The sequence below is a fragment of the Shimia sp. Alg240-R146 genome, from assembly GCF_947331465.1.
GTDB lineage: Bacteria > Pseudomonadota > Alphaproteobacteria > Rhodobacterales > Rhodobacteraceae > Shimia.
On record NZ_CAMZOK010000001.1, the window covers coordinates 1,200,224 to 1,223,617 of the forward strand.

Genomic DNA, 23,394 nt, shown 5'->3' on the forward strand with positions numbered 1-23,394 from the left:
TCGACCCATCCATTTTGGCGGTAAAACTCAGATAAGGTTTTTCATTGGAAAACTTGGTTAACCCGAACCCAAAGAAAATCTCCCAAACGAGAGCTGAGATTCAAATTAGGATTTTGGACTCGTTCAATCATTTGATCTTTGAATTTTTTCCGGAGCACTATGAGGTGCCTGTGTCAAAAGACGCCCTTGCCGGTCTTATATCGAGTGATGGAAAGTTCCCGTCACCTGCTGTTTTTGCTTTGCATGGCGCTTTGGTGAAAGCAGCGCTTGAAGACGATCTGTCAAATATCCCAGCGCTGTATCGCACCTTGACTGACATGGTTGACCGGGGGGCGTTTTCCAGACGGGACATTTGCGTCACCCCGCTGTCCGCCCCTCCCTTTCACAAGGACGATCTGAAGCTACTATCCGAGGCCTACTCCGATGACGTTGGTCTGACCACCGACCTACAGCCCCCTTCTTTGCTAGAAACGAAAACCGCAGTTCAGATGATTGAGCAGGCGGTCGAACTGCTGTCGTCCGCGGGCGCTGCGTGGGTGGAAGAAATGACTTTGCTTGCCAATGAGGTGGTGCTTGCCGTTCCGGGCCCCAAAGCGCTCTCTTCATTTGGTGGCGCCGCAGTTTTTGATGCCTTTGGGTCGGTCTTGATGAACCCGAGAATGCTGCACGACACACCATCAACCGCACTCTCGTTGGTCCACGAAACTTCGCATCAACAGATGTTTTTGTTTCACTTAGATGATCCCGTAATTCTGAATGACGAAAAAGCCGTCTATCAATCGCCTTTGAGAAAGCAGTCCAGACCAATGGAAGGCATTTTTCATGCGATGTGGGTTTCCGGCAGGATGGCGCAAGCTGCAAACGACATAATGGTTTCTGCTCCTCCAGAGGATGCGGTGCTTTCCCTGTCTCAACTCAAAGACACCGCGATCACCGGCTTTCGCGATTGCGCGGAAACGGTAGCCGAACACGGAGTGTTAAGCGAATTTGGCACCAAGCTGTTCACGGATGCCCGAGATGCCGTAGATGAGCTCTAGCGGTCTCAACATCGGTCAAAAGATACTGGATGTGGCGAGAACCCAACCGGACGCCGTAGCAGTGGAGTGGGAAGGCCAAACATATACGCGATCAGACGTTTTGGCCGCTGCTGCCAATCTGGGTGCCTTTTTCCAACAAGCAGACATTAACCCCAATCAGGCTGTGGCTGTGATCTCTGCAAATCCATTGCGCGGGATAGAGGCCATGATGGCTTTGTGGTCCCAAGGCTCGCCGACGTTGTTTCTGGACCCCCGCCAACCTCTGAAAGACATTTGTGGTTCTCTAGAGCGCGCTGAGGTAGACATCGCCTTTAGCGACATCAAGAGCCTGACAAGATCAGAGATAATTCACGCCCTACCTGACCGAAATTCGCGCTCTGCAGCGGAAAATCCGCTGGATTTCTCAAAGGTTCCGAGCGACGGCGACGCGCTGGTTCTGTCGACATCCGGAACAACTGATCTGCCTCGATTTAGACGCGTCACCCACGAAGCCTTTCTGGATGGTGTGGCCACTTCAGAACAAATTCTAAACCAACTCTCGCCGCGTCCTGCGGTGATCGTTGGCAGCCTCGCCTTTGGTGCAATTCTGATGCACTGGATAAGGATGATGATCCACGGCAAGTTCATTTTGGCTTTGCCGCTTTTTTTCCGCACCAAGGAATTGCACGAATCTCTGTCGCGCACCGATATTGCCGCTGTGGGATTGCCGCCAGTCTTGATACGGGATCTGCTGCAGTTTCATGAGGGCCGCGACGTGCAAAACAGCGGTCCGGCATATCCCCACATCGAACGTATGGCATCCGTAGGGGGGCCCATCCCATCAAGCGATTTGGTCAAAGCTTACCAGACGCTCACGCAAGGTGTTTCCAACCTTTATTCGTTGGCCGGCGTCGGGCCTGTATCTCGTTTGGCGCGGGATGAAATTCTGCATAAGCCCAATTCAGTTGGCAAACCGTTGGCCACTATGCAGGTGGACATCCGGACATCGGATGGTCAGCAGTGCGCGCCGGGACACACCGGAAACATTGTGGTCACACCTTTGTGGAAGGACAATCCGGCTCCTGTGGAAACGGGTGATATTGGTTGGCTTGACGAAGACGGCTATCTCTTTATTGCTGGCCGGTCACAGCAGGTCGCGACCCGTCAATCCGTCAACATTAACCTTCTGGAGCTCGAAAATGACGTGAAGGCTCTGGATGGCGTTCGCGATTGTATTGCCTTTGCAACCGTTGACCCCAAAAGCGCCGATGACGTTGTGTTTCTGGCTGTCGAAACCGCGCTGACCCTGCCGGAACTGTCCCAAGCGATCCGAAAGTCCGTTGCGTCTTACCGTCGCCCGGATAAAATCATGGTGAAAGAGATGCTGCCCCGAAACGCATCAAACAAAATCGCCTTGGGGAAGCTGCAAACCACCGCTTTACAGAAAGAGAGCCCCTTCGATGAGTTCCGTTGACTATCAAGCGATTGTATCGGCTGCTTACCGCCGCGCTTTTCCCGACGAAATTATTAGTGAGGACAGCGACTTTTTTGAATTGGGGGGAGACTCGCTCACGGTCGTCAGTATGTGCGCGCACATCGAAGAGCTTGTTGGCTTCACGCTGCCCCCTTCGATCTTAATGTACCAGCCCACTGTCGCAGAACTTGCAGACGCCCTGCCCACCCTTTCGCGGACCGCTCAGAACGAAAACTCTGAAACTGACTGAGTATATTCGCAAGGATTTCCTCTGAGTAGTAGCCTCCATGCTGCGCATCGAGAAGGATCCGTTCGTACTCAGAATAACAGACAGAGGCTTTTGCCGCCGCCTCTTCCATGTTTTCCCGAAAGGGATCGTGCCCAGGATCGCCGCTGCCGTAAATCAACAACGCAGGACACCCTGTCGCGATCTGCGGAAGCCGGCTGTTGATCAGGCACATACTGCCAATCTCAAAGGTTTTACGATCCGACTTGTCGGCAAGGTACATGACTAGCGACGCGCCTTGGCAGCTTGTTCCCGCATCAAATTTTTGCCCACCGAAGGATCTGGAGATTTCATCAAGTAAATAGTCGCCCAATAATTTCCGGATAAACAGCCTGTCATCTTCAGGAGACACAAGGAGATGCGCGGACCGCGAGAAAATCAGCGGTTGATCAGGGCCAAGGGCGTCCGCAAGTAATTGTGGCTCTTTTGCTGAATTAAAAATCCATAACAGAGGCGGCTTCGTTCCCTCAGTATTCAGTATCCGGACAATTCCCGCCCGATCCAGCGGTGTCCCGGGCCAGTTGGCCATCAGCTTTTCTTGGGTTTCCAGCACCCTTTTTGTCGACATCACAATGTCCCGGTCATAACCTAGGGGCGCGAAAGCAATTTAAACTATTAATGGAGGGACGAATGAAGCTAGACAAGTCCAAACTATTGCGCCTTCAGGGCTCAGCGGCTGCACAAACGGCCAAGGTCGGAGACCCACCCGAACCACCAGTTCAAAAGTAAATTCGTTTTAGACGACCAATGCTTCGGCTGAGTGGGCGAATAGCTTGGTCAGGTCGACATTGTGAGTTCAGGTATCGGTTGGCGGGCACCCAGGGTGTCCGCCAGGTTCGTTTTAATACCTAAGGCAGCCACGTGCACTTCAAGAAAGCGCAGGCCGCCAAGGACGATTTCTGAACCAAAAGCTGATGATACGCTTGTTTCCATCTTCGACCGGAGCGCCCTGATGCATACTCATCGGGTGTACTTTCAAAGACCCGATATTGGTATTTTGCCAAAACACCAATCGACCTCTCTTTGGTGTAATCGTGACATCCAAACGCGGGAACACGGTTTCACCTGCCGTGAAATCATCGTTGAGATACAACACGGCCGTAAAAACCCTTTGGCTCGGCTCAAACCGCTCGGGATCTGGATTTGGCATAACGCCTCCCAGACCGGCATCAAAGTGACGCTTAAACTCTCCGCCAGCTTGATAACTGATAAATTCGGGATGCTCACAGAGTTCGGGCTTCATCTGAAAAACCGCGGCCACCTGATTTAGAAGTTTGTCGATCTCGTCGCTTTGCGATGGCAAGATTTTGCGTGTCAGGGCGATCCTTTTGCTGTCCTGCACTGGCCCGGTGGCGCTTGCCACTTCCGCAGGGCCAAGGTCCATTTCTGAAAGATCTGCCTCAAGCCGGCTTATCGTCTCCGCGTCAACGAATGACTCTATGCATCCCAAAACCGGATTAACGCTGAGCAATTTTGCGGTTTCTAACATGGCAAGAGCATCCAGTTTGGCAAAAGAAAACAAGTCAATTTCGCCACAGCGACCAGACATGTCAATGAGCGGTAAAAAGGCGACTGTTGCGCTAATTTCTAAGACCTCAAAGTGCGACCTAAGTTGCACATTATTTTGCGCTTTTGCTTCCTGGATTTCGGCGCAGGCCCGTCGCGAAGTCCGCTTTCCACGTTGTGAACGCATTACCGACCTTTGCCGGTTCTCGTCCCAATGCCCGGTCGGGGTCGAAAGCTGCGGTCAAGTTTTTGCGTCGAAGCTCAAAACCGTTCCTTGATCCACGCCGCCGCCGCGTCACAAGCCTGCTCCAGCTGCGTTGCGTGGTCCAAACCTGTCACGCGCTTGCGTGGCTTAAGGTCATGATCACCGTCTTCGGCCCACGACAGAGCGATTTGCTCAGACAGTGTGTAGCTTGCCACATCCTCACGTGTCCCAAACGGATCGCGCGTGCCTTGGCATATCAACGTAGGCGTCTGCAGTTGCGCAAGATGCGCAGTGCGAAGCTTTTCCGGCTTGCCCTGCGGATGGAACGGATAGCCAAGGCACAAGAGCCCGCCGATACTGTCGGCCGCGAACAGATCGTCCGCGATAAGGCTGGCAACACGCCCGCCCATCGACTTGCCACCGATTACCATCGAACCGTCACACGCCAGCTTTGCGATCACGTTGTGGAATTCTTCCTGCAACATCTCGACCTTCGGCGGTGGCCGCTTTGGGCCCCCTGTCCGCCTTGCAGCCATATAGGCAAACTCAAACCGCACTACGCGGATACCGCGTCGCGACAAACCTTTGGCCACCGACGCCATAAACGGCGCGTCCATCGTGGCGCCTGCCCCATGAGCAAACAGAAAGGTCGGGGCCGCTGGCCCGCCGTCCTCAATCAGAAAATCAATCTCAGTCATGCCGCTCCTGACGCAGAAAAGGCGCCCTAGGGCGCCCATTTGATGCATTCGAATTGGGCAGGTTGGTACCTACAAGCTTAGTGGGTCCAAGGGCCGCGACGGTTGGTTGCGAAATTCTCGCCATAACCACCTGCGCGAATATTGGCTTTGCGTTTGTGCGGCTGGCTCACGTGTACTTCGATGCCGTGCTCATTGGCGTAGGCAAGAGCGGCGTCTTTGCTGTCAAACCGCAGGCGAACCTGACTTTGTGTGTCGCCAGAACCGGTCCAGCCCATCAGAGGGTCGATCTCACGCGATTCAGACGGACCGTATTCGAGAATCCAGTCCTTGGTCTGGGCGACGCCTGAAGACATTGCTGTTCGAGCGGGTTGATAGATACGCGCAATCATCGAAGACTCCTTGGTTGCCACGCTTATCTCGGATTCACTGCGATCCGGCAAGGGTCCAGATGCCGCAAGTGCCGACATTACACGTGCGTTTCATCATTTTTTGTAGTGGAAAGCTTGCAAGCAGCCCATTGCGCCGGACCAACCACGGGGAGCGAGGGGTGTAATGTGGCATACCAAAGCAAATTTGGTGGCTGCTTGCTAATATCAGTTTACGGTCCGACGCGGATATTTGGCAAGTGCAACATGTCAAATATTTCACAAAACTAGAGAATTATTTCCTGAAATTACCCATTGTCTCGTGAATTCCTACCATTCTGTCTTTGCATCATGCGCGGATGTCATTCTTTATTCCGGAAAGTCGCGACAACTGGCTTGTTGTTGCGACATGGCCTTTCTGCGGATGCAAAGGCGATCGTGCTGCGATGCAGTGCCAATCTGGAGGCAAAACCGCGCTGCAGCCGTTCAACATGTCAGTTCTCTCTTGCGAAAGAACAAAAAGAGATCAAACTGGCGCGTGAGCAAAAGGAATCTGCCAATGTCCCGATCCGTCGAGGCCCCGCTTTTGAGTGCCGCCCCAGTGGACCCCAAAACCCGACCAAAGCTGGAGGGGGGGCGCCGCATTGTGTTGCATACCGAATTTGAGCCTGCGGGGGACCAGCCGACAGCGATTGCGGAGCTGACATCTGGCGTGAACGAAGGCGAGCGCAATCAGGTGCTTTTGGGCGCAACAGGGACCGGTAAGACGTTCACGATGGCAAAAATCATCGAGGAAACGCAGCGGCCTGCGATTATTTTGGCACCCAACAAGACGCTCGCGGCGCAGCTTTACGGCGAGATGAAGGGGTTTTTTCCGGAAAACTCTGTCGAGTATTTCGTTAGTTTCTATGACTATTATCAGCCTGAGGCCTATGTGGCGCGCAGTGACACCTACATAGAAAAAGAAAGTCAGATCAACGAGCAAATAGACCGGATGCGCCACTCGGCGACACGGGCGCTTTTGGAGCGTGACGATGTGATCATCGTGGCATCGGTCAGCTGCATTTACGGTATCGGGTCGGTGGAAACCTACTCGGCGATGACGCTCGATCTGAAGGCCGGTGGCGACTATGATCAACGCGCCGTGATCGCGGATCTGGTTGCTTTGCAATACCGGCGCAACGATCAGGCGTTTCAGCGCGGATCATTCCGGGTGCGGGGCGATAGCCTGGAGATCTTTCCGGCCCACCTTGAGGACCGTGCCTGGAAGCTGTCCTTCTTTGGCGAAGAGTTGGAGGCCATCACCGAGTTTGATCCGCTGACAGGGGAAAGAACCGACACGTTTGAGCAAATTCGGGTTTACGCCAACAGCCACTACGTGACCCCAAAGCCGACGTTGCAACAAGCCATTATCGAGATCAAAAAGGAGTTGCGTCAGCGGCTTGATCAATTGGTTGACGAAGGCAAGCTGTTGGAAGCGCAGCGGTTGGAGCAGCGCACCACCTTTGACCTTGAGATGATGGAGGCGCAGGGGTTTTGCAACGGCATCGAGAACTATTCGCGCTATCTGACAGGGCGCGCACCGGGCGAGCCCCCCCCGACACTGTTTGAGTTCATCCCCGACAATGCCATTGTATTTGCCGATGAAAGCCACGTCTCGGTGCCGCAGATCGGTGGCATGTACCGGGGCGACTATCGGCGCAAGTTTACATTGGCGGAACATGGTTTCCGTTTGCCGTCTTGCATGGACAACCGGCCCCTTAAGTTTGAGGAATGGGACGCGATGCGTCCGCAATCGGTGTTTGTGTCCGCAACCCCGTCAGCATGGGAGTTGGAGCAGGCTGGAGGCGTCTTTGCCGAGCAGGTGATCCGCCCCACGGGACTTTTGGATCCGGAAGTTGAAATCCGTCCTGTCGAGATGCAAGTGGACGACCTGCTTGATGAAATTCGCAAGGTGTCAGCGGATGGGTTCAGAACGCTGGTGACCACGTTGACCAAGCGCATGGCGGAAGACCTGACGGAGTACCTGCACGAGCAGGGCATCAAGGTGCGCTATATGCACAGCGATATCGACACGTTGGAGCGCATTGAAATCCTGCGGGATTTGCGGCTTGGGGCGTTTGATGTGCTGATCGGTATCAACCTGTTGCGTGAAGGGCTTGATATTCCTGAGTGTGGATTGGTGGCCATTCTGGACGCGGACAAGGAGGGCTTTTTGCGCTCTGAGACGTCGCTGGTGCAGACCATCGGTCGGGCCGCGCGTAACGCCGAAGGCCGCGTGATTATGTATGCGGATCGAATGACCGGATCCATGGAGCGCGCTTTGGGGGAAACCAACCGGCGTCGCACCAAACAGATTGCCTATAACGAGAAGCATGGCATCACGCCCGCGACGGTGAAGAAGAACGTCGAGGACGTTTTGGCCGGATTGTACAAGGGCGATACGGATCAGTCTCGTGTCACCGCCAAGATCGAGAATCCGCTACATGGTGGCAATCTGGAAGCTGTGTTGGACGGATTGCGCGATGACATGCGCAAAGCGGCGGAGAACCTCGAGTTTGAAGAGGCGGCGCGGTTGCGCGATGAGGTCAAACGGCTGGAGGCCGTGGATCTGGCCGTGGCGGATGACCCGATGGCGCGGCAATATGCGGTGGAAGCCGCAGCCGAGAAGGCGGTCAACTCGCGCGGTCGTTCGACGGCAGGGCGTGCCGGCCAACGTGGTGGAAATGTGCAGCGGCGGGGGCGGTAGGCCCCGGCCAACGGACGACAATTTGCGCGCGGGAACCCGTTTTGACCCTGCGATCGCAAATCGCGCAGGTTTTTTGTGCAACGAGGCGGGGCGTGCCGCAAATTCAAGCGCATGGACCGAGCGCTCGCGGCGGGACAGAGGTTCGGCAGCCTTGTGGAGTGATGTGGATTTTGCATTTGGCTGCAGTGGCAAAATAGCTGCTTGAAGACAGACGGAGTTCGCCTGTACAGCAAAGTGGCACTTTTATTCCGGCAAAAACAATTTGTGTGTCCGAAAGGCGATGAAAAATGATTGATAAACATCTCATCCTTCATGTTGGCCCCCCAAAAACAGGCTCAAGCGCCATTCAGAGGGCCTTGTTCAATACCCAGCAGGCCGGAAAGGCAACATTTTGCTATCCTGAAGTCGGCCTTTCCAAGCGGTGGCATTCGCATGACGTTCTGATCCGGACCATCCGTGATAATGGCGGCGACAGCGAAGCGCGGGCCAAGATGTTTGGGGAAGTGGCGGAGATCGCATCACAAACGCCCCATGATCGTGTGATCCTGAGCGACGAGTATTTGGGGGGCAGCAATCTGTCTGCGGCCGAAATGCTCTCGACCTGCTTGCCTAAATTTCGCGAAGTCACAATTGTTTATGTGGTGCGTAGCATCTACGAAACGGGGTTTTCGGCGCTGAACCAGCGCATGCGAAGAAAGGTCACGTTATTTTTTACGCCTGACCCGTATTTGAGCCTCAAAAATCATAACAAGCGGGCGGCAACTTTGACCGCTTTGCGCGATGGTTTCGACAATGCCAATATAGCTTATTTGGTGTACAACAGGGATTTGGTGAGCACCTTTTTTGACCGGTTCGCCGGGATGGCGTATGCCGAGCAATCCAGCCGCAAGTCGGTCAACAAATCGCTGGATTTTGGGACTTTGTTGGCGCTTCAGTTGCCGCAAAAAACCAAACATGCCTTGCGCCCCTTGGAATTTGAAACGCTACTTCGGGAGCGCGATATTGAACCGCTCAATGTCGATTCCATGTTGCGAGACTACTATTTTAAGCAGATCGATTTTGTAGCGGCAAAGGTCCCGTCTATTTACGAGAACATTTTCTCGGAAGAGGCCGTCGAAGAGTTGATCCGTCGGCCCTCGGTCCCTGAGGCGAAAAACATTTCGAAGGGCGAACTCTCGGACTATCTGAAGGAGTTGGAAGCGACTGTTGCCGCCTACAGGAAGGCCGTTTGCGGGGATTAAGCTCCTGCTTTGCTTCGCTTTTTATGGGAAGATCGGCTTCGTCACATTTTCAGCGAGCGGCTGGCCCGTTCGTGAAAATGAGGCGGAGGGTATGGCGGATTGAGCAAAATAGCGTATTGAATTGTGAACGTCCGTTCCCGGGCAGAGGCAGCACAACGCGGACGGCATGACGCAGAAGACCAAAACATATCATCATGGCAATCTTTCTGCCGCTTTGGTTGCCGCCGGCATTGCGTTCTTGCAGGATCACAGTGCGGAAAAACTGTCGCTGCGCGCAGTGGCTGAGGTCGTTGGCGTCAGTCGGACAGCGCCATATGCGCATTTTCCGGACAAACGGTCTTTGTTGTTGGCGATCAGTTCGGCCGGATTTCGTCAGTTGGCGCAATCGATGGAAGTGCGGCGAAGTGCGGATCAATCCCACAACGGACAGATCCTTGCGTTTGGTGCGGCCTATGTGCAATTCGCATTGGACAATCCCAATCTGTATCGCCTGATGTTGTCGACAATGACGCCCGGTGGTGAAGATGGCGGTGGCGATGCTGCTTGGGTGGAGCTGAAATCAGAAGCCACGCGGCCCTACGCGATCCTGAAAGCAGAGTTTTCACAAATGGTGTCGGAACCCGCACGGGCCGAGGCCCTCTCGCAAGGTGCTTGGGGGATGGTTCACGGATTGGCGTCGCTGGTGGGGGAGGGGTTGATCGTTCCGGCAGAGGGCGGCGTCGAGGAGATTTTGCGTACGTTCATGCGAGCGCAGCAGCGTCGCTGACGGGTGTCGCCGCATTGCCCCGCCGCCTGTCGGTGACGGCGAGGCGATGTGCTTATAGCAAGATTTCTACATCCGATGTCGCATAAGCCACGCAGGAGTGAACCCAGCCGAAACGGCGATCTGACTGCCGCAGTTTGGCTTCGGACGGGTTGAACACGTCGCCGGACAAAACCTTGATGCGGCACAGGCTGCATTCCCCGGACCGACAGGCGTTTTCAACCTGATAGCCTGCTTTCTCCAAGGCATTGAGTAGTGGCTCTCCCGCCGTGGTTTCAAAGCTGCCTCTGCCGTTGACCGTCACCGTGATTTTTTGATCTGCGCCGATGCCCGTTGGCCACCCAGCGCGGGCAGTCGGATCGACAGGAGGGCCGTTGGCCTCAATGTGCAGGCGCTTGTCGGTGACGCCTATGTCTTTGAGCATTTTGGCGCAGACGGCGTTCATCGCAGGCGGGCCGCAGAGATAGACGGTTTTGCCCGTCATCTCGCCGCAGACCTCTGACATCAAGGCGGCGTCGATAAAACCGCTGCGACCCTGATAGGTGTCGTTGGGCTCGGAGATGACCTGCGTGAGCGTCAGGAAATCGCAGGCGGCGTCCAATTCAGAAAGCTCGCGCTGAAAAATGACGTCATCTGTTTGGCGGGAGCCGTAAATCAGGTGGAATTTCACTGGCAAGCGCCGCGCGGCGATGTCGCGGATCATGCTGATCGCAGGGGCAACGCCGGACCCGCCCGCCAGAAACACGAGATCGTCGCCATGGTGGATCGGGTTCACATAGAAGGACCCCATTGGGCCAGATGAGCTGACTTTGGCGCCGACTTGCAGACCTTCGACGAGCCAAGGGCTGACAAAGCCGCCGGGTATTTTGCGCACCGTCAGGTCATAGTGGCCGCACTCTTGAGGGGCGGAAGAAATCGCGAAGGGGCGTGCAGTTTCGACGCCGTCCACGGTGACGAACAGGTTTACATATTGTCCGGCAAGAAACGGGGGCAGGGTGCCAGCGTCACCCGTGAGGCGCAGCGTGCGGGTGGTCGCGGTTTCCTCGACCAGTTCTGACACGGTCAGCGCGAGGCGCTTGGGGTGCAGAGACGCGACGCGGGTTTGGAAACGGGCGCCTTCGTTGGCAAAGTCCTGACCGGTTTCGGCGAGGTCTTCCATCTGGGCGCGGGTTGCGTCAAAACCGTCGATGACGGAGCGGATGTCTTTGAGTGTCATGGGATTAACCCGCCTTCTTGTTTTGTTTGCGCAGGATGGATCCGCCAACAGAGGCGCCGGCCTGATAGGTGGGTTGGAAGCCGCCCATACCGGACCACGATCCGGCGAGATGCAGTCCGTGCACCGGCCGCACGCGATCGCGCACGGCGCCGTGTTCGGCGATGCCTTGGCTAAAGCCATAGATCGCGCCGCCCGGTGTGTTGAGATAGCGCATCATGGTCATCGGGGTTGCGACCTCGATTTCCTCGATGTGGGCGCGCACCGACGGAATGACGGTCTCGGCCAAATCAATCAGCTTTTCGGCGTATGCGAATTTGGTTGCAGCGTAGTCCTCGGGTTTCACATTGTCCCATGCTGAGCCGTATTGCAGGCACATCAGCGCCACCACGGATTTGCCTTTTGGCGCGAGGGTTTCGTCGCCCACGGTGTAGCATGTGAAGAGGCAGCCTTTGGGCGCACCGTCCAGAGTCAGAGCCTCGGCGTGCTGGGCTTCGTCGTCGATGGTGTTGGCAATAAAGTTGGTCGCGACCTCAATGCCAAGGTCTTCGGGCGTGCAATCCAGCCCGAGGTAGAGCACAAAGCCGGACACGCCCATGCGGCGGGACTTAAAGTCTTCGCGCACGTCGCCGGCAAGTTCCGGGCGGTCAAGAAGCTGATTGTAGGTCAGTATCGAACTGGCGTTTGAAACCACCTGATTGGTGGTGAAGATCTCTCCGTGTTCGGTGCGCACGGCGGCAACAGCACCGTTGTCGGTGGTGATCTGTTCGGCGCCACAGTTGAAACGAACGTCGCCGCCGGCCTCAAGAAAGCTGTCCAAAAGCGCGTTGGACAGCGCCTGTGATCCGCCGACAACGTGCCATGGTTTCATGGCGGCATAGGCGTAGAGCATCACACCGAGATCGGAGAACGGCAGCTCTTTGAGCGGTAGGCCCATGTAGCCCCAATAGCCGCCAAGAACGCCTTTGAGCACCGGATCATCGAAGAACTCGTCCAGCACATCTTTGGCGTTGCGCAGGCCGTATTTCACAAAATTGCGGCAGTTCTTTTTGATGACCTCGGGGTCCCCCGTTGCCTTGGCCCGGGGGTAGGCCATGTAGGCCTCAAGCGTCAGCACTTCGCAAAGGTCCAAGAAAGGCTTTAGCTTGTCGGCTTCTGCAGGAAACGCTTCGCTGAGAACCGAGATGATGCCTTTGACGCTGGCAGGCAGGGTGATGTCGATGACGCCCGGCACGGCATAACGATAGAGGTGATGTTCCTCGACGTAGTCGACCTTGTCGCTGATGCCCATGCTGTCAAATACGTGGCGCAGGATCGCGGGTTGGTCTTCGGTACCAAGCCCTGAGAGCTGGTGAAGCGCGACTTCAAACTCGTAGTCGCCGCGCACAAAAGATGTGGCGCAGCCCCCCGGAATGTTGTGCCGTTCCATCAGGAGCGTACGCATTCCGCCCCGTTGCAGCGTGGCCGCCGCCGACAGGCCCGCATTGCCCGCACCAATGACTATTGCATCGTAGTCTTTCAAAGCCCGCCCTCCATTGCGCAATCTTATCGACGCTAAGATCGGTTGGAAATCTTAGCGTTGTCAAGATAAGTTTGTTTGGGTCGCAGCGGTGCCTTGGAACCTAAATTTTATGGCTTCTAAGCGATGCTCGAGAAATGGCGTGCGGCAGGTTCCAGCCACGTCAAGCGCAAATATTTGTCGCCAAACGGTGAAAAATTGGATCAAGGTTGCGGCAAGAGCCCGAATGGGCAAGGGAGGAAAAATGACACAACCACAAACGGACGACGCGTTGTTTCGTCAGTTGCAAGATGCCTATGCCGCAAAGCAGGCGCTTGCACAGACCACGACTTGGGAAGAGACACAGCCTTATCACAGCATCCATGAGATGGTTGCCAGCATGGGCGAAAAGCATCCGGATCAGCCTGCGATCACGTTTCAGCTGACGTCGGATCCCGGCGATGCGGGGCGGACGTTGAGCTATGGCGATTTGCGGGCGCAGGTGACGCAATGCGCCAACATGCTGCGGGAGCTTGGCGTGGGTCCAACCGACGTGGTTGCGCTTGTTTTACCCAATTGCACAGAGACCGTCGTCGCTATGCTCGGGGCCATGTCGGTCGGGATTGTAAACCCGATCAACCCGTTGCTGGAAGCCGAGCAAATCAGCGGCATTTTGCGCGAAACCGACGCAAAGGTGGTGATCACGCTGCGCAGCATGCCCAAGACTAACATCGCACAGAAATGCGCTGAGGCCGTGGCACATGCTCCGGGCGTGCAGACAATTCTGGAGATCGATCTTGCCAGCTACTTGAGCCCAGTGAAGCGCGGTATTGTGGGCCTGATCCGTCCCAAGAACCCAAACCGGCACAAGGCGCGGGTTCTGCGCTTTGCCAAAGAGTTGGCACGCCAAGCGTCTGACGCCCTTGATTTTGAAGACGTCAAAGAGGACCGTTACGCCGCCTATTTTCATACCGGTGGCACCACAGGCACGCCGAAAGTGGCGCAGCATAAAGTGTCAGCAATCATCTATCAGGGCTGGATGTTCAGCGACGGAATGATCTCGACGGATGACGTTATCATGTGCCCGTTGCCTCTGTTTCATGTGATGGCGGGGCACGTGATTTTGGGTCAATCTGTGCAAGGTGGTGCGCATCTGATCCTGCCGACGCCACAGGGATTCCGCGGAGAGGGTGTATTTGACAACTACTGGAAGCTGGTCGCGCGCTATAAAGCGACAGCAGCTATCATCGTGCCGACGGCTGCAGCGGCGTTGATGCAGCGGCCTGTGGACGCGGATGTGTCCTCGTTGCGGCTAGCAACATCCGGTTCGGCACCAATGCCTATGGACCTGTTTCGCCAGTTCAACGAAGCGACGGGCCTGTCGGTGATGGAAGGCTACGGCATGACCGAGAACACCTGTATGGCGTCGATCACACCGCCTGGTGTCGCGGACAAGGTTGGCTCGGTCGGGGTTCCGGTGCCGTTTGCGGACGTGAAGGTTCTGGACGTCAAGGGTGACGGAACCGCAACCGAACGGGGTGTCGATGAGATTGGCGAAATTTGCGTGTATTCGCCGGGCGTGAATGTTGGGGCTACCTATATCGAAGCTGACAAAAACGTCGGGCTCTATGCGGCGGAGAAATACCTGCGGACCGGCGATCTGGGACGCAAGGATGCGGATGGCTATATCTGGATCACGGGACGCGCGAAGGATCTGATAATTCGTGGCGGTCACAACATCGATCCGGCCGTGATCGAAGAGGCTTTGATGGCGCATCACGACGTGTCCTTTGTGGCTGCTGTCGGCCAGCCGGACGAAAGCGCGGGCGAGCTGCCATGTGCTTATGTCGAGTTGGTTGAGGGCGCGAATTTGTCCTCGGAAGCGCTGCTGGATTTTGCCAAGCAACACATCTCGGAACGGGCGGCGACGCCGAAGCAACTTGAGATCGTGGACGAGATGCCGCTGACGCTGGTGGGCAAAGTGTTCAAGCCGGAGCTGCGCAAACGCGCAATCACGCGGGTGTTTGACGCGGCCTTGGCCAAGGTCGGAGCGGAGCAGCGCGTGTCGGCCGTGTTGGACGACAAAAAGCGTGGGCTCGTGGCGCAGATTGCACCCAAGGTTGAGGCAGATGCCGCCAAAGTCGAGGATGCCTTAAAGGGGTTTATTCCGGTTTGGGAATGGTCCGAGTAAGCCAATCTTTTGCTTTAAAAATCGGGCGTTGTGATCGAGGGATTACAGCGCCTTTTTTGTGCGATTGGGAGTACTCGCAAGGGATACGCGAAATAATGATGGGCAAGGTCCGTGGCCAAAGCTAGGCTGCGCTGAACGAAGACTTGGGAGCGATGCGTATCATGAAACTGTCGGAAAATCCGTACAAAGGACAAGGTAAAATTTGCGCGGGGTTCCCTTACCCGTCCGACGATGCAGAGCGCGTTGCCGCATTGTTGGGGCTTTGCCCCGTTGCGTCCGAAACGCCTTTGGTTGACGCAGGCGCAGCGGCCGCTGTGGGCGCGTTTTGGGTCAAAGATGAGCGCACCCGCATGGGGCTTGGATCGTTCAAGGCGCTGGGCGCAGCTTATGTGATTGCGCGGCAGGCATGGGACGCGAGTGAAGGTAATCCCGGGGCGCAAAGCCTTGTGGGGCGCACGTATGTGACGGCCAGTGCAGGCAACCACGGCATGAGCGTTGCGGCCGGAGCGCGGGTGTTTGGCGCACAATCGGTTGTGTATATTGCTGAAACAGTGCCGGAAAGTTTTGCGGTTCGGTTGGCGGATCGCGGCGCGCAGGTGGTGCGCGAAGGCGCGGATTATGCGGCGTCAATGGTTGCGGCGCAACATGCGGCGCAGGACAACGGCTGGATTCTTTTGTCAGACAGTTCGTGGGACGGCTATGCCGAGTTGCCGCACATCCTTATGGAAGGCTATTTGCAGATGGCGGCAGAGGTCGTGCGGCAATGTCCTGAGGTGCCGACGCATGTGATGCTGCAAGCTGGCGTCGGTGGATTGGCCGGAGCCGTGGCCGCTTATGTGCGCAAGGTCTGGGGCGAAGGTCCAAAGATCGTTGTGGTGGAACCTTCGGCGGCGCCCGCATTGCAAGCCAGCATCGAAGCGGGAGCGCCGGTGATTGCGGACGGGCCCGACAGCATAATGGGGCGACTGGATTGCAAGGAGCCGTCGCTGATTGCGCTGAACGGTTTGGCGCGGGATGCGGATGGGTTTCTTACGCTGGAAGATGATTTGGTGGCGGGCTATCTGCCTGATATGGCGGCGGCGGGACTTGAAACCACTGCTTCTGGCGGCGCCGGTTTGGCAGCGGTTCTGGACGCCGACGCACGGGCTTTGATCGGGCTGGATGAATCCAGCCGCGTGTTGTGTTTCCTCTCGGAGGTGCCGGATTGAGCGGGCGCGGATTTCCCGAAGCGGAGTTCGAGAGCCGCTGCTCCAAGGCGCAGGCCAAAATGGCCGAGGCCGGGCTTGCGGCGTTGTTGGTGACCAGCGAGCCTGAGGTGCGGTATTTCACCGGCTATCTCACGCGGTTTTGGGAGAGCCCGACGCGCCCTTGGTTTCTGATTGTGCCCGCGAGCGGTAAGCCGATTGCAGTGATCCCCTCGATCGGTTCGGCGTTGATGGGGCAGACGTGGATTGACGACATCCGCACGTGGTCCGCGCCGGATTTGCGCGATGATGGAGTGAGTTTGCTTGCGGAAACTTTGCGCGAAATGGTGCCGGAGGGCGGCCAAATTGGCGTGCCGGATGGACATGAAACCCATTTGCGTATGCCCTTGGCGGATCTGCATCGCGTGCAAGCCGACATTGGTGGGCGCGACGTCACTGGGGACGGTGGCATTCTGCGGGCTTTGCGGATGGTGAAATCTGATGCGGAGATCGCAAAGATTGAGACCGCTTGCGCGATTGCCGGGCGGGCATTTGGCCGCGTGCCGGAAATTGCGCGGGCAGGTGTGCCGCTAGAAGACGTTTACCGGCGGTTTCAAATGTTGTGTCTGGAGGAGGGCGCTGATTGGGTGTCGTATCTTGCGGGCGGGGCGGAGCAGGGCGGTTATGGCGATGTCATTTCACCGGCCACGGATGCGCCGTTGCAAACAGGCGATGTGTTGATGCTGGACACGGGCGTGGTCTGGGACGGGTATTTTTCAGACTTTGATCGCAACTGGTCGATTGGACCCGCATCGCCCGCTGTCAAAGACGCCCATGCCAGATTGATTGAGGCGTCGGATGCCGCGTTTGCGATGGCCAAGCCCGGCGTGACGGCGGCGGAGGTGTTTCACGCCATGAACGATGAGGTTGCGGCAGACGGCGGTACAGACGCGGGGCGATTGGGCCATGGTCTGGGTATGTCGCTGACGGAATGGCCGTCTTTGATCCCGTCAGACCACACTGTGCTGGAGGCAGGAATGGTGTTAACACTGGAGCCAGGCATTGCCGTGGGAGACAAGATCCTGGTGCATGAAGAAGACATAGTCATCACCACGACGGGTGCGCGGTTTCTGTCACCGCGGGCAGGACAGGAGTTGCCTGAATTATGAGCCATTTGCCATACACTTTGGATGTCGATGATCCCGCGGTTCCGCCAATGGGGCTGATTGTTTTGCAGACGGATGAAACCATTGAGCCGGAGTTTCGGCGCAGTTTTTCCGACCACGCCAACCCGCTCTATGTCTCTCGCATTCGCAGTGGCGTCGAGGTGACCACAGACAGCCTTTCATCGATGGCGGCGGATTTACGCCAAGCTGCTGATCTACTGCCCAAAGCGCGCCGATTTGGGGTCGTGGGCTATGGCTGTACGTCGGCGAGTTCGGTGATTGGATCAGACAAGGTCGAAGACTTGGTGCGCGCAGGGTGTGACACGGCAACGGTGACAAACCCACTTAGGGCTGCGGTGGCCTGTGCAAAGGATTTGGGCATTTCACGGCTCGCCCTTTTGTCGCCGTACATCGAAGAAGTGACTGTGCCGTTGCGTGCGGCGTTTGCCCGAGACGGGATCGAAATGGACGTTTTTGGCAGCTTTGGGGTGGCCGAAGAGGCCAAGGTGGTGCGCATTTCCAACGATTCTGTTGTTGAGGCCGCATGCGCCTTGGGGGCCGATTCGGCCGTTGAAGGCGTGTTCATAAGTTGTACAAATCTGCGAACTTTTGAGGCAGTGAAACGCGTTCAGAATCGGATCGAAAAGCCGGTTTTGTCCAGCAATCAAAGCCTTGCGTGGCATATGCGCAAATTGAGCGACGCCCAAAAATCGGGCGCTCAAACGTCGGTGCAGTAACGGAATTGTCGTTTTCGGTCTTGCTAAAGTCGCTCACAGCCCGTTGTAATGGGGGGGTCAAATGCGACGGCGGGATCAACCTGCTGCGACAACATTAGACAGGGAGATACCGTGGCCGATACGGCAATCGATAACGCGTTCGTCGAGTTCGCGCGCGTGCAAAAATCATACGACGGTGAAAACCTCGTCGTGAAAGACCTCAATCTTTCCATGCCGCAGGGCGAGTTCCTGACCATGCTTGGCCCCTCAGGGTCTGGCAAAACCACCTGCCTCATGATGTTGGCTGGATTTGAGACTGCGACCCACGGAGAAATCCTGTTGGGCGGCACATCGATCAACAACATCCCGCCGCACAAACGCGGTATTGGTATGGTTTTTCAGAACTATGCGCTGTTCCCGCACATGACTGTGGCCGAAAACCTGTCCTTCCCTTTGGAAGTGCGCAAGTTGGGCAAGTCGGAGCGGGAAGCCAAAGTGAAACGCGCCTTGGACATGGTCCAGATGGGTGAGTTTGGCGGGCGGCGTCCGGCACAGCTTTCGGGCGGTCAGCAGCAACGGATCGCGCTTGCGCGGGCCTTGGTGTTTGAACCTGAACTGGTGCTGATGGACGAGCCACTTGGCGCGCTGGACAAGCAGCTGCGCGAACACATGCAGTTCGAGATCACGCGTTTGGCGCATGAGTTGGGCATCACCACAGTTTATGTGACGCACGACCAAACCGAAGCTTTGACCATGTCTGACCGTGTGGCGGTATTTGACGATGGCCGCATTCAGCAACTCGCGCCGCCAGACCAGCTTTATGAAGAGCCGGAAAACAGCTTCGTGGCGCAGTTCATTGGCGAAAACAACACGCTTGAAGGTGTAGTGACTTCGATCAGCGGCGACGCCTGCGTGGTCACTCTGGACGATGGAGTGGAGATCGACGCAATGCCGGTCAACGTCACAAAGGTTGGTGAACGTACCAAGGTTTCGATCCGCCCTGAGCGCGTTGAATTCAACAAGGACCGCCTGAACCCCGAAGCGCATACGCTGAAGGCGAAGGTGCTGGAATTCATCTATATGGGCGACATTTTCCGCTTCCGTCTGTCGGTGGCCGGCAATGACGACTTTATCGTGAAAACGCGGAATGCGCCGGATGCGATCAAGCTTCAGGCTGGACAAGAAATCGAAATCGGCTGGTTGCCGCAGGATTGTCGAGCGCTGGACGCGTAAAGCTTTAGCAGTTGAAAGCCCGGACGCGAGATCCGGGGAAACTAACCAAATCAAAAAGTTCAATTAGGAGTGTATGAAATGAAAACCAAACTGACAGCTCTCGCCGTCACAACCGCACTGGTGGCCCCTGCCGCTATGGCTCAGGAAATGACCATCGTGTCTTGGGGCGGTGCCTATTCCAAATCGCAACTGCGGGCGTATCACGAGCCCTATACGGCAAAAACCGGCGTAAGCATCATCAACGATGACAGCTCTGCCGAAGCCGTAGCCAAGCTGCGTGCGATGGACGAAGCCGGCAACGTGACATGGGACGTTGTGGACGTTGTTGCAGCAGACGCGATCCGTCTGTGTGACGAAGGTCTGGCGATGGAAATCGATGCTGACACAATGCTGGCAGCGGCACCTGATGGCACGTCTGCATCTGAAGACTTTGGCGACCTGCTGGTATCCGACTGCTTTATCCCGCAGATCGTGTACTCGACCACATTCGGCTATCGCACCGATCTGGTGGGTGACACTGCGCCAACCGAGATCTGCGCTGTGTTTGACACCGACGCATATCCTGGCAAGCGTTCGCTGGAAAAGCGTCCGATCAACAACATGGAATGGGCTCTGCTGTGTGACGGCGTTGCCAAATCCGACGTCTATGACGTTCTGGCGACCCCAGAAGGTCAGGATCAGGCCCTTGCCAAGCTCGACACCATCAAAGACGACGTGATCTGGTGGTCTGCCGGTGCTGACACACCTCAACTGCTGGCTGACGGCGAAGTTATCATGGGTTCGACCTACAACGGTCGTCTGTTCTCGGTGATCGAAGAGCAGAAACAGCCGGTTGCCATGCTTTGGGACGCGCAGGTGTTTGACCTGGACGGTTGGATCATTCCTGCCGGTCTGTCTGATGAGCGTAAAGCGCAGGCTCTGGACTACATCATGTTCGCAACCGACACCCAGCGTCTGGCGGATCAGGCCAAGTACATCTCGTACGGTCCTGCACGTAAGTCGTCCGCTCCGCTGGTTGGCAAGCACGCCGACATGGGTATCGATATGGCACCACACATGCCAACAGATCCAGAAAACGCCAAGAACACGTTCCTCTACAACTACGAGTTCTGGGCTGACTACCGTGACGACATCGACGCCAAATTCCAGGCGTGGCTGGCGAAGTAATCGTCTGTCTATGACTTCCTGAGGGGGCGGGCTTCGCCCCCTCAGACCCTACTGACGGCGGACAAACCGCTGCGAAAACAACCGACGGGATCAGGAATATGAGCGACGCAACGCAGCCGGATACGGCGATAGCGGGTCCGGTGCTGGCCGCAGATGGCACACCGTTGAAACGCAGCCTGGCACGGTCTTTGCGGGTTCAAAAAATGCGCGCGATGGCCTTGATTGCGCCGCTTCTGATTTTCGTCCTCGTCTCCTTTATTATCCCGATTGGCTCGATGCTGTTTCGGTCTGTTGAAAACGGCATGGTTGAGCAAACGCTCCCATTGACGGTTGTCGAGCTGCAGAACTGGGACGCGTCGACCGGCGACCTGCCAGATGAGCAGCTTTACGCAGCCTTTGTGGCTGACATGGTTGTGGCTATCGATGCCAAACGACACACACGCCTTGGAACGCGCCTGAACTATGAACAAACCGGCATGTCGTCGCTGTTCCGCAAATCCGGGCGCAAGATTAAGAAACTTGATCCGGCGACGGACGGGCCTTTCAAAGAACAGCTGATCGATATTGATAAGAAATGGGGCGAGCATGAAACCTGGGCCGTGATCAAAACGCATTCGGTTGCGATCACCAACGGATACTTTCTAAACGCCATCGATATGCAGCGCACGCCGGATGGCGCGCAGGCGCAACCCGAAGACAAACGCATCCTGATCACGCTGTTTAAACGCACGTTGATCATGTCGATGATCATTACCTGTTCCTGCATTGCTCTGGCCTATCCCGTGGCGTGGTTGCTGGCCAACCTGCCAGCGCGCTCTGCCAATATGCTGATGATCCTTGTGCTTTTGCCATTCTGGACGTCTCTCTTGGTGCGGACCTCGGCGTGGAAAGTGATGTTGCAACAGCAAGGCGTGATCAACGACGTGCTTGTGTGGCTGGGTATGGTGTCTGACGCCTCTCGACTTGTGTTGATCAACAACCAGACAGGCACGATTATTGCGATGACGCACATCTTGCTGCCGTTCATGATCCTGCCGATGTATTCGGTGATGCGCACCATCCAGCCGACCTATTTGCGGGCGGCCAAGTCCATGGGTGCGACGAATTGGACGGCCTTCTGGCGGGTGTACTTCCCCTTGTCAGTTCCCGGCATTGGGGCGGGTTCGATCCTCGTCTTCATTCTCTCGATCGGCTACTACATCACGCCGGAAATCGTGGGCGGCACCAAAGGTGTCTTCATCTCGAACCGCATTGCCTATCACATTTCAAGTTCGCTGAACTGGGGTTTGGCTGCCGCGCTCGGCACGATCCTTCTGGCAGTCGTGCTGATACTCTACTGGGCCTATGACAAGATTGTCGGCATCGACAACGTGAAGTTGGGATAAGACAAATGGCATCACTCACTCCGATTTCACGCAAACCTCTGTCCTTTGTTTTGCCAACCACCGCCGCCTTTGGCGCGCTGTTGGGATTGTTTGTAGGCACGGCCAATGGCTCGGCGCTTCTTGGTGTGCTGATAGGTGCCGCCATCGTGGCGGCAATGGGCGCAGTGTTTATTCTGGTTCTCAAGAATGAGCAGATGGCCAAATGGATTTCCATTGTGGGCGTCGCAGCGCTTGGGTTCTTTTTTGCAGGCCTGCCCGGGGCGATTATCGGTGCCCTGTCGGGCTGGTTCTTTTACTGGATCACCTATTGGCTATACGAAGGACGGTACCGAGCAAAACTGCTGCCGTATCTCACGGGTCGGCAGGTGTTGTGGCACTACACGTTCCGTACCATTTGCGGCGCCATTTTTGTTTTCCTGATCACGCCGATCCTTGTGGTGATGCCGCTGTCGTTCAACGCCGAGGATTTCTTTACCTTCACGCCTGAGATGCTGCGGTTTGACCCTGAAGGCTATTCGCTCAAGCACTATCGTGACTTCTTCACCAACAACGAATGGCAACGCAGTTTCAAAAACTCGCTGATCATTGCGCCGATTGCGACGGTGATTTCGGTGAGCCTTGGGACCTTGGCCGCAATCGGTCTGAGCCAGAGCCATGTCCCCGGTCGTCGGGCGATTATGGCAATTCTGATTTCACCTATGATTGTGCCACTGATCATTTCGGCCACCGGTATGTTCTTTTTCTACAGCGACATCGGCAATTGGCTGGAAGGCACGCTTGGCTTGCCCAAAACCTTTGTCGGCTATGTCAAAGTGGTGTTGGCACACGCCGTGCTGGGCATTCCTTTTGTGATCATCACCGTGACGGCAACGCTTGTTGGGTTTGATCATTCGCTGACACGTGCGGCGGCCAATATGGGCGCCAATCCGGTAACGACATTTTTCCGCGTGCAGATGCCGCTGATCTTGCCCGGTGTGATCTCTGGGGGCTTGTTCGCCTTCATTACCTCGTTTGACGAAGTGGTTGTGGTGCTGTTTGTCGGATCAGCCAGCCAAAAGACGCTGCCGTGGCAGATGTTCACCGGTCTGCGCGAGCAAATCAGCCCGACCATTCTTGCGGTGGCAACGATCCTTGTGGGCATTTCGATCCTGCTGCTGGCGACGGTTGAAATTTTGCGGCGTCGGTCCGAGCGGTTGCGCGGTATGAGCCCGACTTGACCATCCGCGAGTGATGTTCTAGCCATTTTGACATGCAGTCCGCCCGCGATGGCGTCGCGGACCAACGGGCTGCAGGGTCCTCGCTTGCCGAGGCCGCCTTGTCCTGAACGCCGGGACTTTG

Annotated in this window: 20 protein-coding genes; 14 read left to right on the forward strand and 6 right to left on the reverse strand. The window is 56.3% G+C overall.

Annotated elements, in window-relative coordinates; genetic code table 11:
- Window positions 1–44: 44 nt before the first annotated feature.
- Genes PG871_RS05835 through PG871_RS20325 form a run of 3 tightly spaced genes read left to right on the forward strand, consistent with a single transcriptional unit; the run spans window position 45 to window position 2,740 of the window.
- The gene (locus PG871_RS05835) at window positions 45–1,037 is read left to right on the forward strand and encodes an aKG-HExxH-type peptide beta-hydroxylase (protein ID WP_270727100.1); all 993 of its coding nucleotides are present in this window, start codon (window positions 45–47) and stop codon (window positions 1,035–1,037) included.
- Complete coding sequence (locus PG871_RS05840; RefSeq protein WP_270727102.1) at window positions 1,027–2,490, forward strand: class I adenylate-forming enzyme family protein; 1,464 nt, start codon at window positions 1,027–1,029, stop codon at window positions 2,488–2,490. The genes PG871_RS05835 and PG871_RS05840 overlap by 11 nt, the downstream gene beginning before the upstream one ends.
- On the forward strand, window positions 2,477–2,740 hold the full coding sequence (locus tag PG871_RS20325; RefSeq protein ID WP_443020468.1) for an acyl carrier protein: 264 nt from the start codon (window positions 2,477–2,479) through the stop codon (window positions 2,738–2,740). Before PG871_RS05840 ends, PG871_RS20325 begins: the two co-directional genes overlap by 14 nt.
- Here the strand turns inward: PG871_RS20325 and PG871_RS05845 are convergent.
- From PG871_RS05845 to PG871_RS05860, 4 genes are all read right to left on the reverse strand, one after another.
- Window positions 2,631–3,344, reverse strand: a complete 714-nt coding sequence (locus PG871_RS05845) for a hypothetical protein (protein ID WP_270727105.1) — start codon at window positions 3,342–3,344, stop codon at window positions 2,631–2,633. The two genes, PG871_RS20325 and PG871_RS05845, sit on opposite strands and share 110 nt — an antisense overlap.
- A gap of 300 nt (window positions 3,345–3,644) precedes the next feature.
- Window positions 3,645–4,469, reverse strand: a complete 825-nt coding sequence (locus PG871_RS05850) for a prolyl hydroxylase family protein (protein WP_270727107.1) — start codon at window positions 4,467–4,469, stop codon at window positions 3,645–3,647.
- A 74-nt stretch (window positions 4,470–4,543) separates the two neighbouring features.
- The gene (locus PG871_RS05855) at window positions 4,544–5,185 is read right to left on the reverse strand and encodes an alpha/beta family hydrolase (RefSeq protein WP_270727110.1); all 642 of its coding nucleotides are present in this window, start codon (window positions 5,183–5,185) and stop codon (window positions 4,544–4,546) included.
- 77 nt (window positions 5,186–5,262) lie between these two features.
- On the reverse strand, window positions 5,263–5,574 hold the full coding sequence (locus PG871_RS05860; RefSeq protein ID WP_270727112.1) for an ETC complex I subunit: 312 nt from the start codon (window positions 5,572–5,574) through the stop codon (window positions 5,263–5,265).
- Window positions 5,575–6,109: 535 nt separating this feature from the next.
- Here PG871_RS05860 and uvrB point away from each other — a divergent pair.
- The 3 genes from uvrB (at window position 6,110) to PG871_RS05875 (ending at window position 10,306) form a co-directional block, all read left to right on the forward strand.
- A complete protein-coding gene (uvrB, locus tag PG871_RS05865; protein WP_270727115.1) occupies window positions 6,110–8,299 on the forward strand; it encodes an excinuclease ABC subunit UvrB in 2,190 nt (729 codons plus the stop codon).
- Between the two features lie 539 nt (window positions 8,300–8,838).
- On the forward strand, window positions 8,839–9,540 hold the full coding sequence (locus tag PG871_RS05870; RefSeq protein WP_270727116.1) for a hypothetical protein: 702 nt from the start codon (window positions 8,839–8,841) through the stop codon (window positions 9,538–9,540).
- A 166-nt stretch (window positions 9,541–9,706) separates the two neighbouring features.
- Window positions 9,707–10,306, forward strand: a complete 600-nt coding sequence (locus PG871_RS05875) for a TetR/AcrR family transcriptional regulator (RefSeq protein WP_270727118.1) — start codon at window positions 9,707–9,709, stop codon at window positions 10,304–10,306.
- Window positions 10,307–10,358: 52 nt separating this feature from the next.
- Here the strand turns inward: PG871_RS05875 and PG871_RS05880 are convergent, their stop codons facing one another.
- Together PG871_RS05880 and PG871_RS05885 are read right to left on the reverse strand one after the other, a co-directional pair.
- Window positions 10,359–11,519: an FAD-binding oxidoreductase gene (locus PG871_RS05880; protein ID WP_270727120.1), complete on the reverse strand. Its 1,161-nt coding sequence runs from the start codon at window positions 11,517–11,519 to the stop codon at window positions 10,359–10,361.
- 4 nt (window positions 11,520–11,523) lie between these two features.
- Entirely contained in the window at window positions 11,524–13,038 is a 1,515-nt protein-coding gene (locus PG871_RS05885) for a phytoene desaturase family protein (RefSeq protein ID WP_270727122.1), read from the reverse strand.
- Window positions 13,039–13,279: 241 nt separating this feature from the next.
- Here PG871_RS05885 and PG871_RS05890 point away from each other — a divergent pair, with 241 nt between their 5' ends.
- The 8 genes from PG871_RS05890 (at window position 13,280) to PG871_RS05925 (ending at window position 23,273) form a co-directional block, all read left to right on the forward strand.
- Window positions 13,280–15,205: an acyl-CoA synthetase gene (locus PG871_RS05890; RefSeq protein WP_270727125.1), complete on the forward strand. Its 1,926-nt coding sequence runs from the start codon at window positions 13,280–13,282 to the stop codon at window positions 15,203–15,205.
- A 161-nt stretch (window positions 15,206–15,366) separates the two neighbouring features.
- Complete coding sequence (locus tag PG871_RS05895; protein WP_270728728.1) at window positions 15,367–16,413, forward strand: pyridoxal-phosphate dependent enzyme; 1,047 nt, start codon at window positions 15,367–15,369, stop codon at window positions 16,411–16,413.
- Entirely contained in the window at window positions 16,410–17,558 is a 1,149-nt protein-coding gene (locus PG871_RS05900) for a M24 family metallopeptidase (protein WP_270727128.1), read from the forward strand. The genes PG871_RS05895 and PG871_RS05900 overlap by 4 nt, the downstream gene beginning before the upstream one ends.
- A complete protein-coding gene (locus PG871_RS05905; protein ID WP_270727130.1) occupies window positions 17,555–18,292 on the forward strand; it encodes a maleate cis-trans isomerase family protein in 738 nt (245 codons plus the stop codon). The genes PG871_RS05900 and PG871_RS05905 overlap by 4 nt, the downstream gene beginning before the upstream one ends.
- A gap of 111 nt (window positions 18,293–18,403) precedes the next feature.
- Window positions 18,404–19,504 (forward strand): ABC transporter ATP-binding protein, encoded by a 1,101-nt coding sequence (locus PG871_RS05910; RefSeq protein ID WP_270727133.1) that lies wholly within the window; start codon window positions 18,404–18,406, stop codon window positions 19,502–19,504.
- Between the two features lie 78 nt (window positions 19,505–19,582).
- Entirely contained in the window at window positions 19,583–20,671 is a 1,089-nt protein-coding gene (locus PG871_RS05915) for an extracellular solute-binding protein (protein ID WP_270727135.1), read from the forward strand.
- Between the two features lie 98 nt (window positions 20,672–20,769).
- Window positions 20,770–22,056, forward strand: a complete 1,287-nt coding sequence (locus PG871_RS05920; RefSeq protein WP_270727137.1) for an ABC transporter permease — start codon at window positions 20,770–20,772, stop codon at window positions 22,054–22,056.
- Window positions 22,057–22,061: 5 nt separating this feature from the next.
- A complete protein-coding gene (locus PG871_RS05925; RefSeq protein WP_270727140.1) occupies window positions 22,062–23,273 on the forward strand; it encodes an ABC transporter permease subunit in 1,212 nt (403 codons plus the stop codon).
- Window positions 23,274–23,394 lie beyond the last annotated feature (121 nt).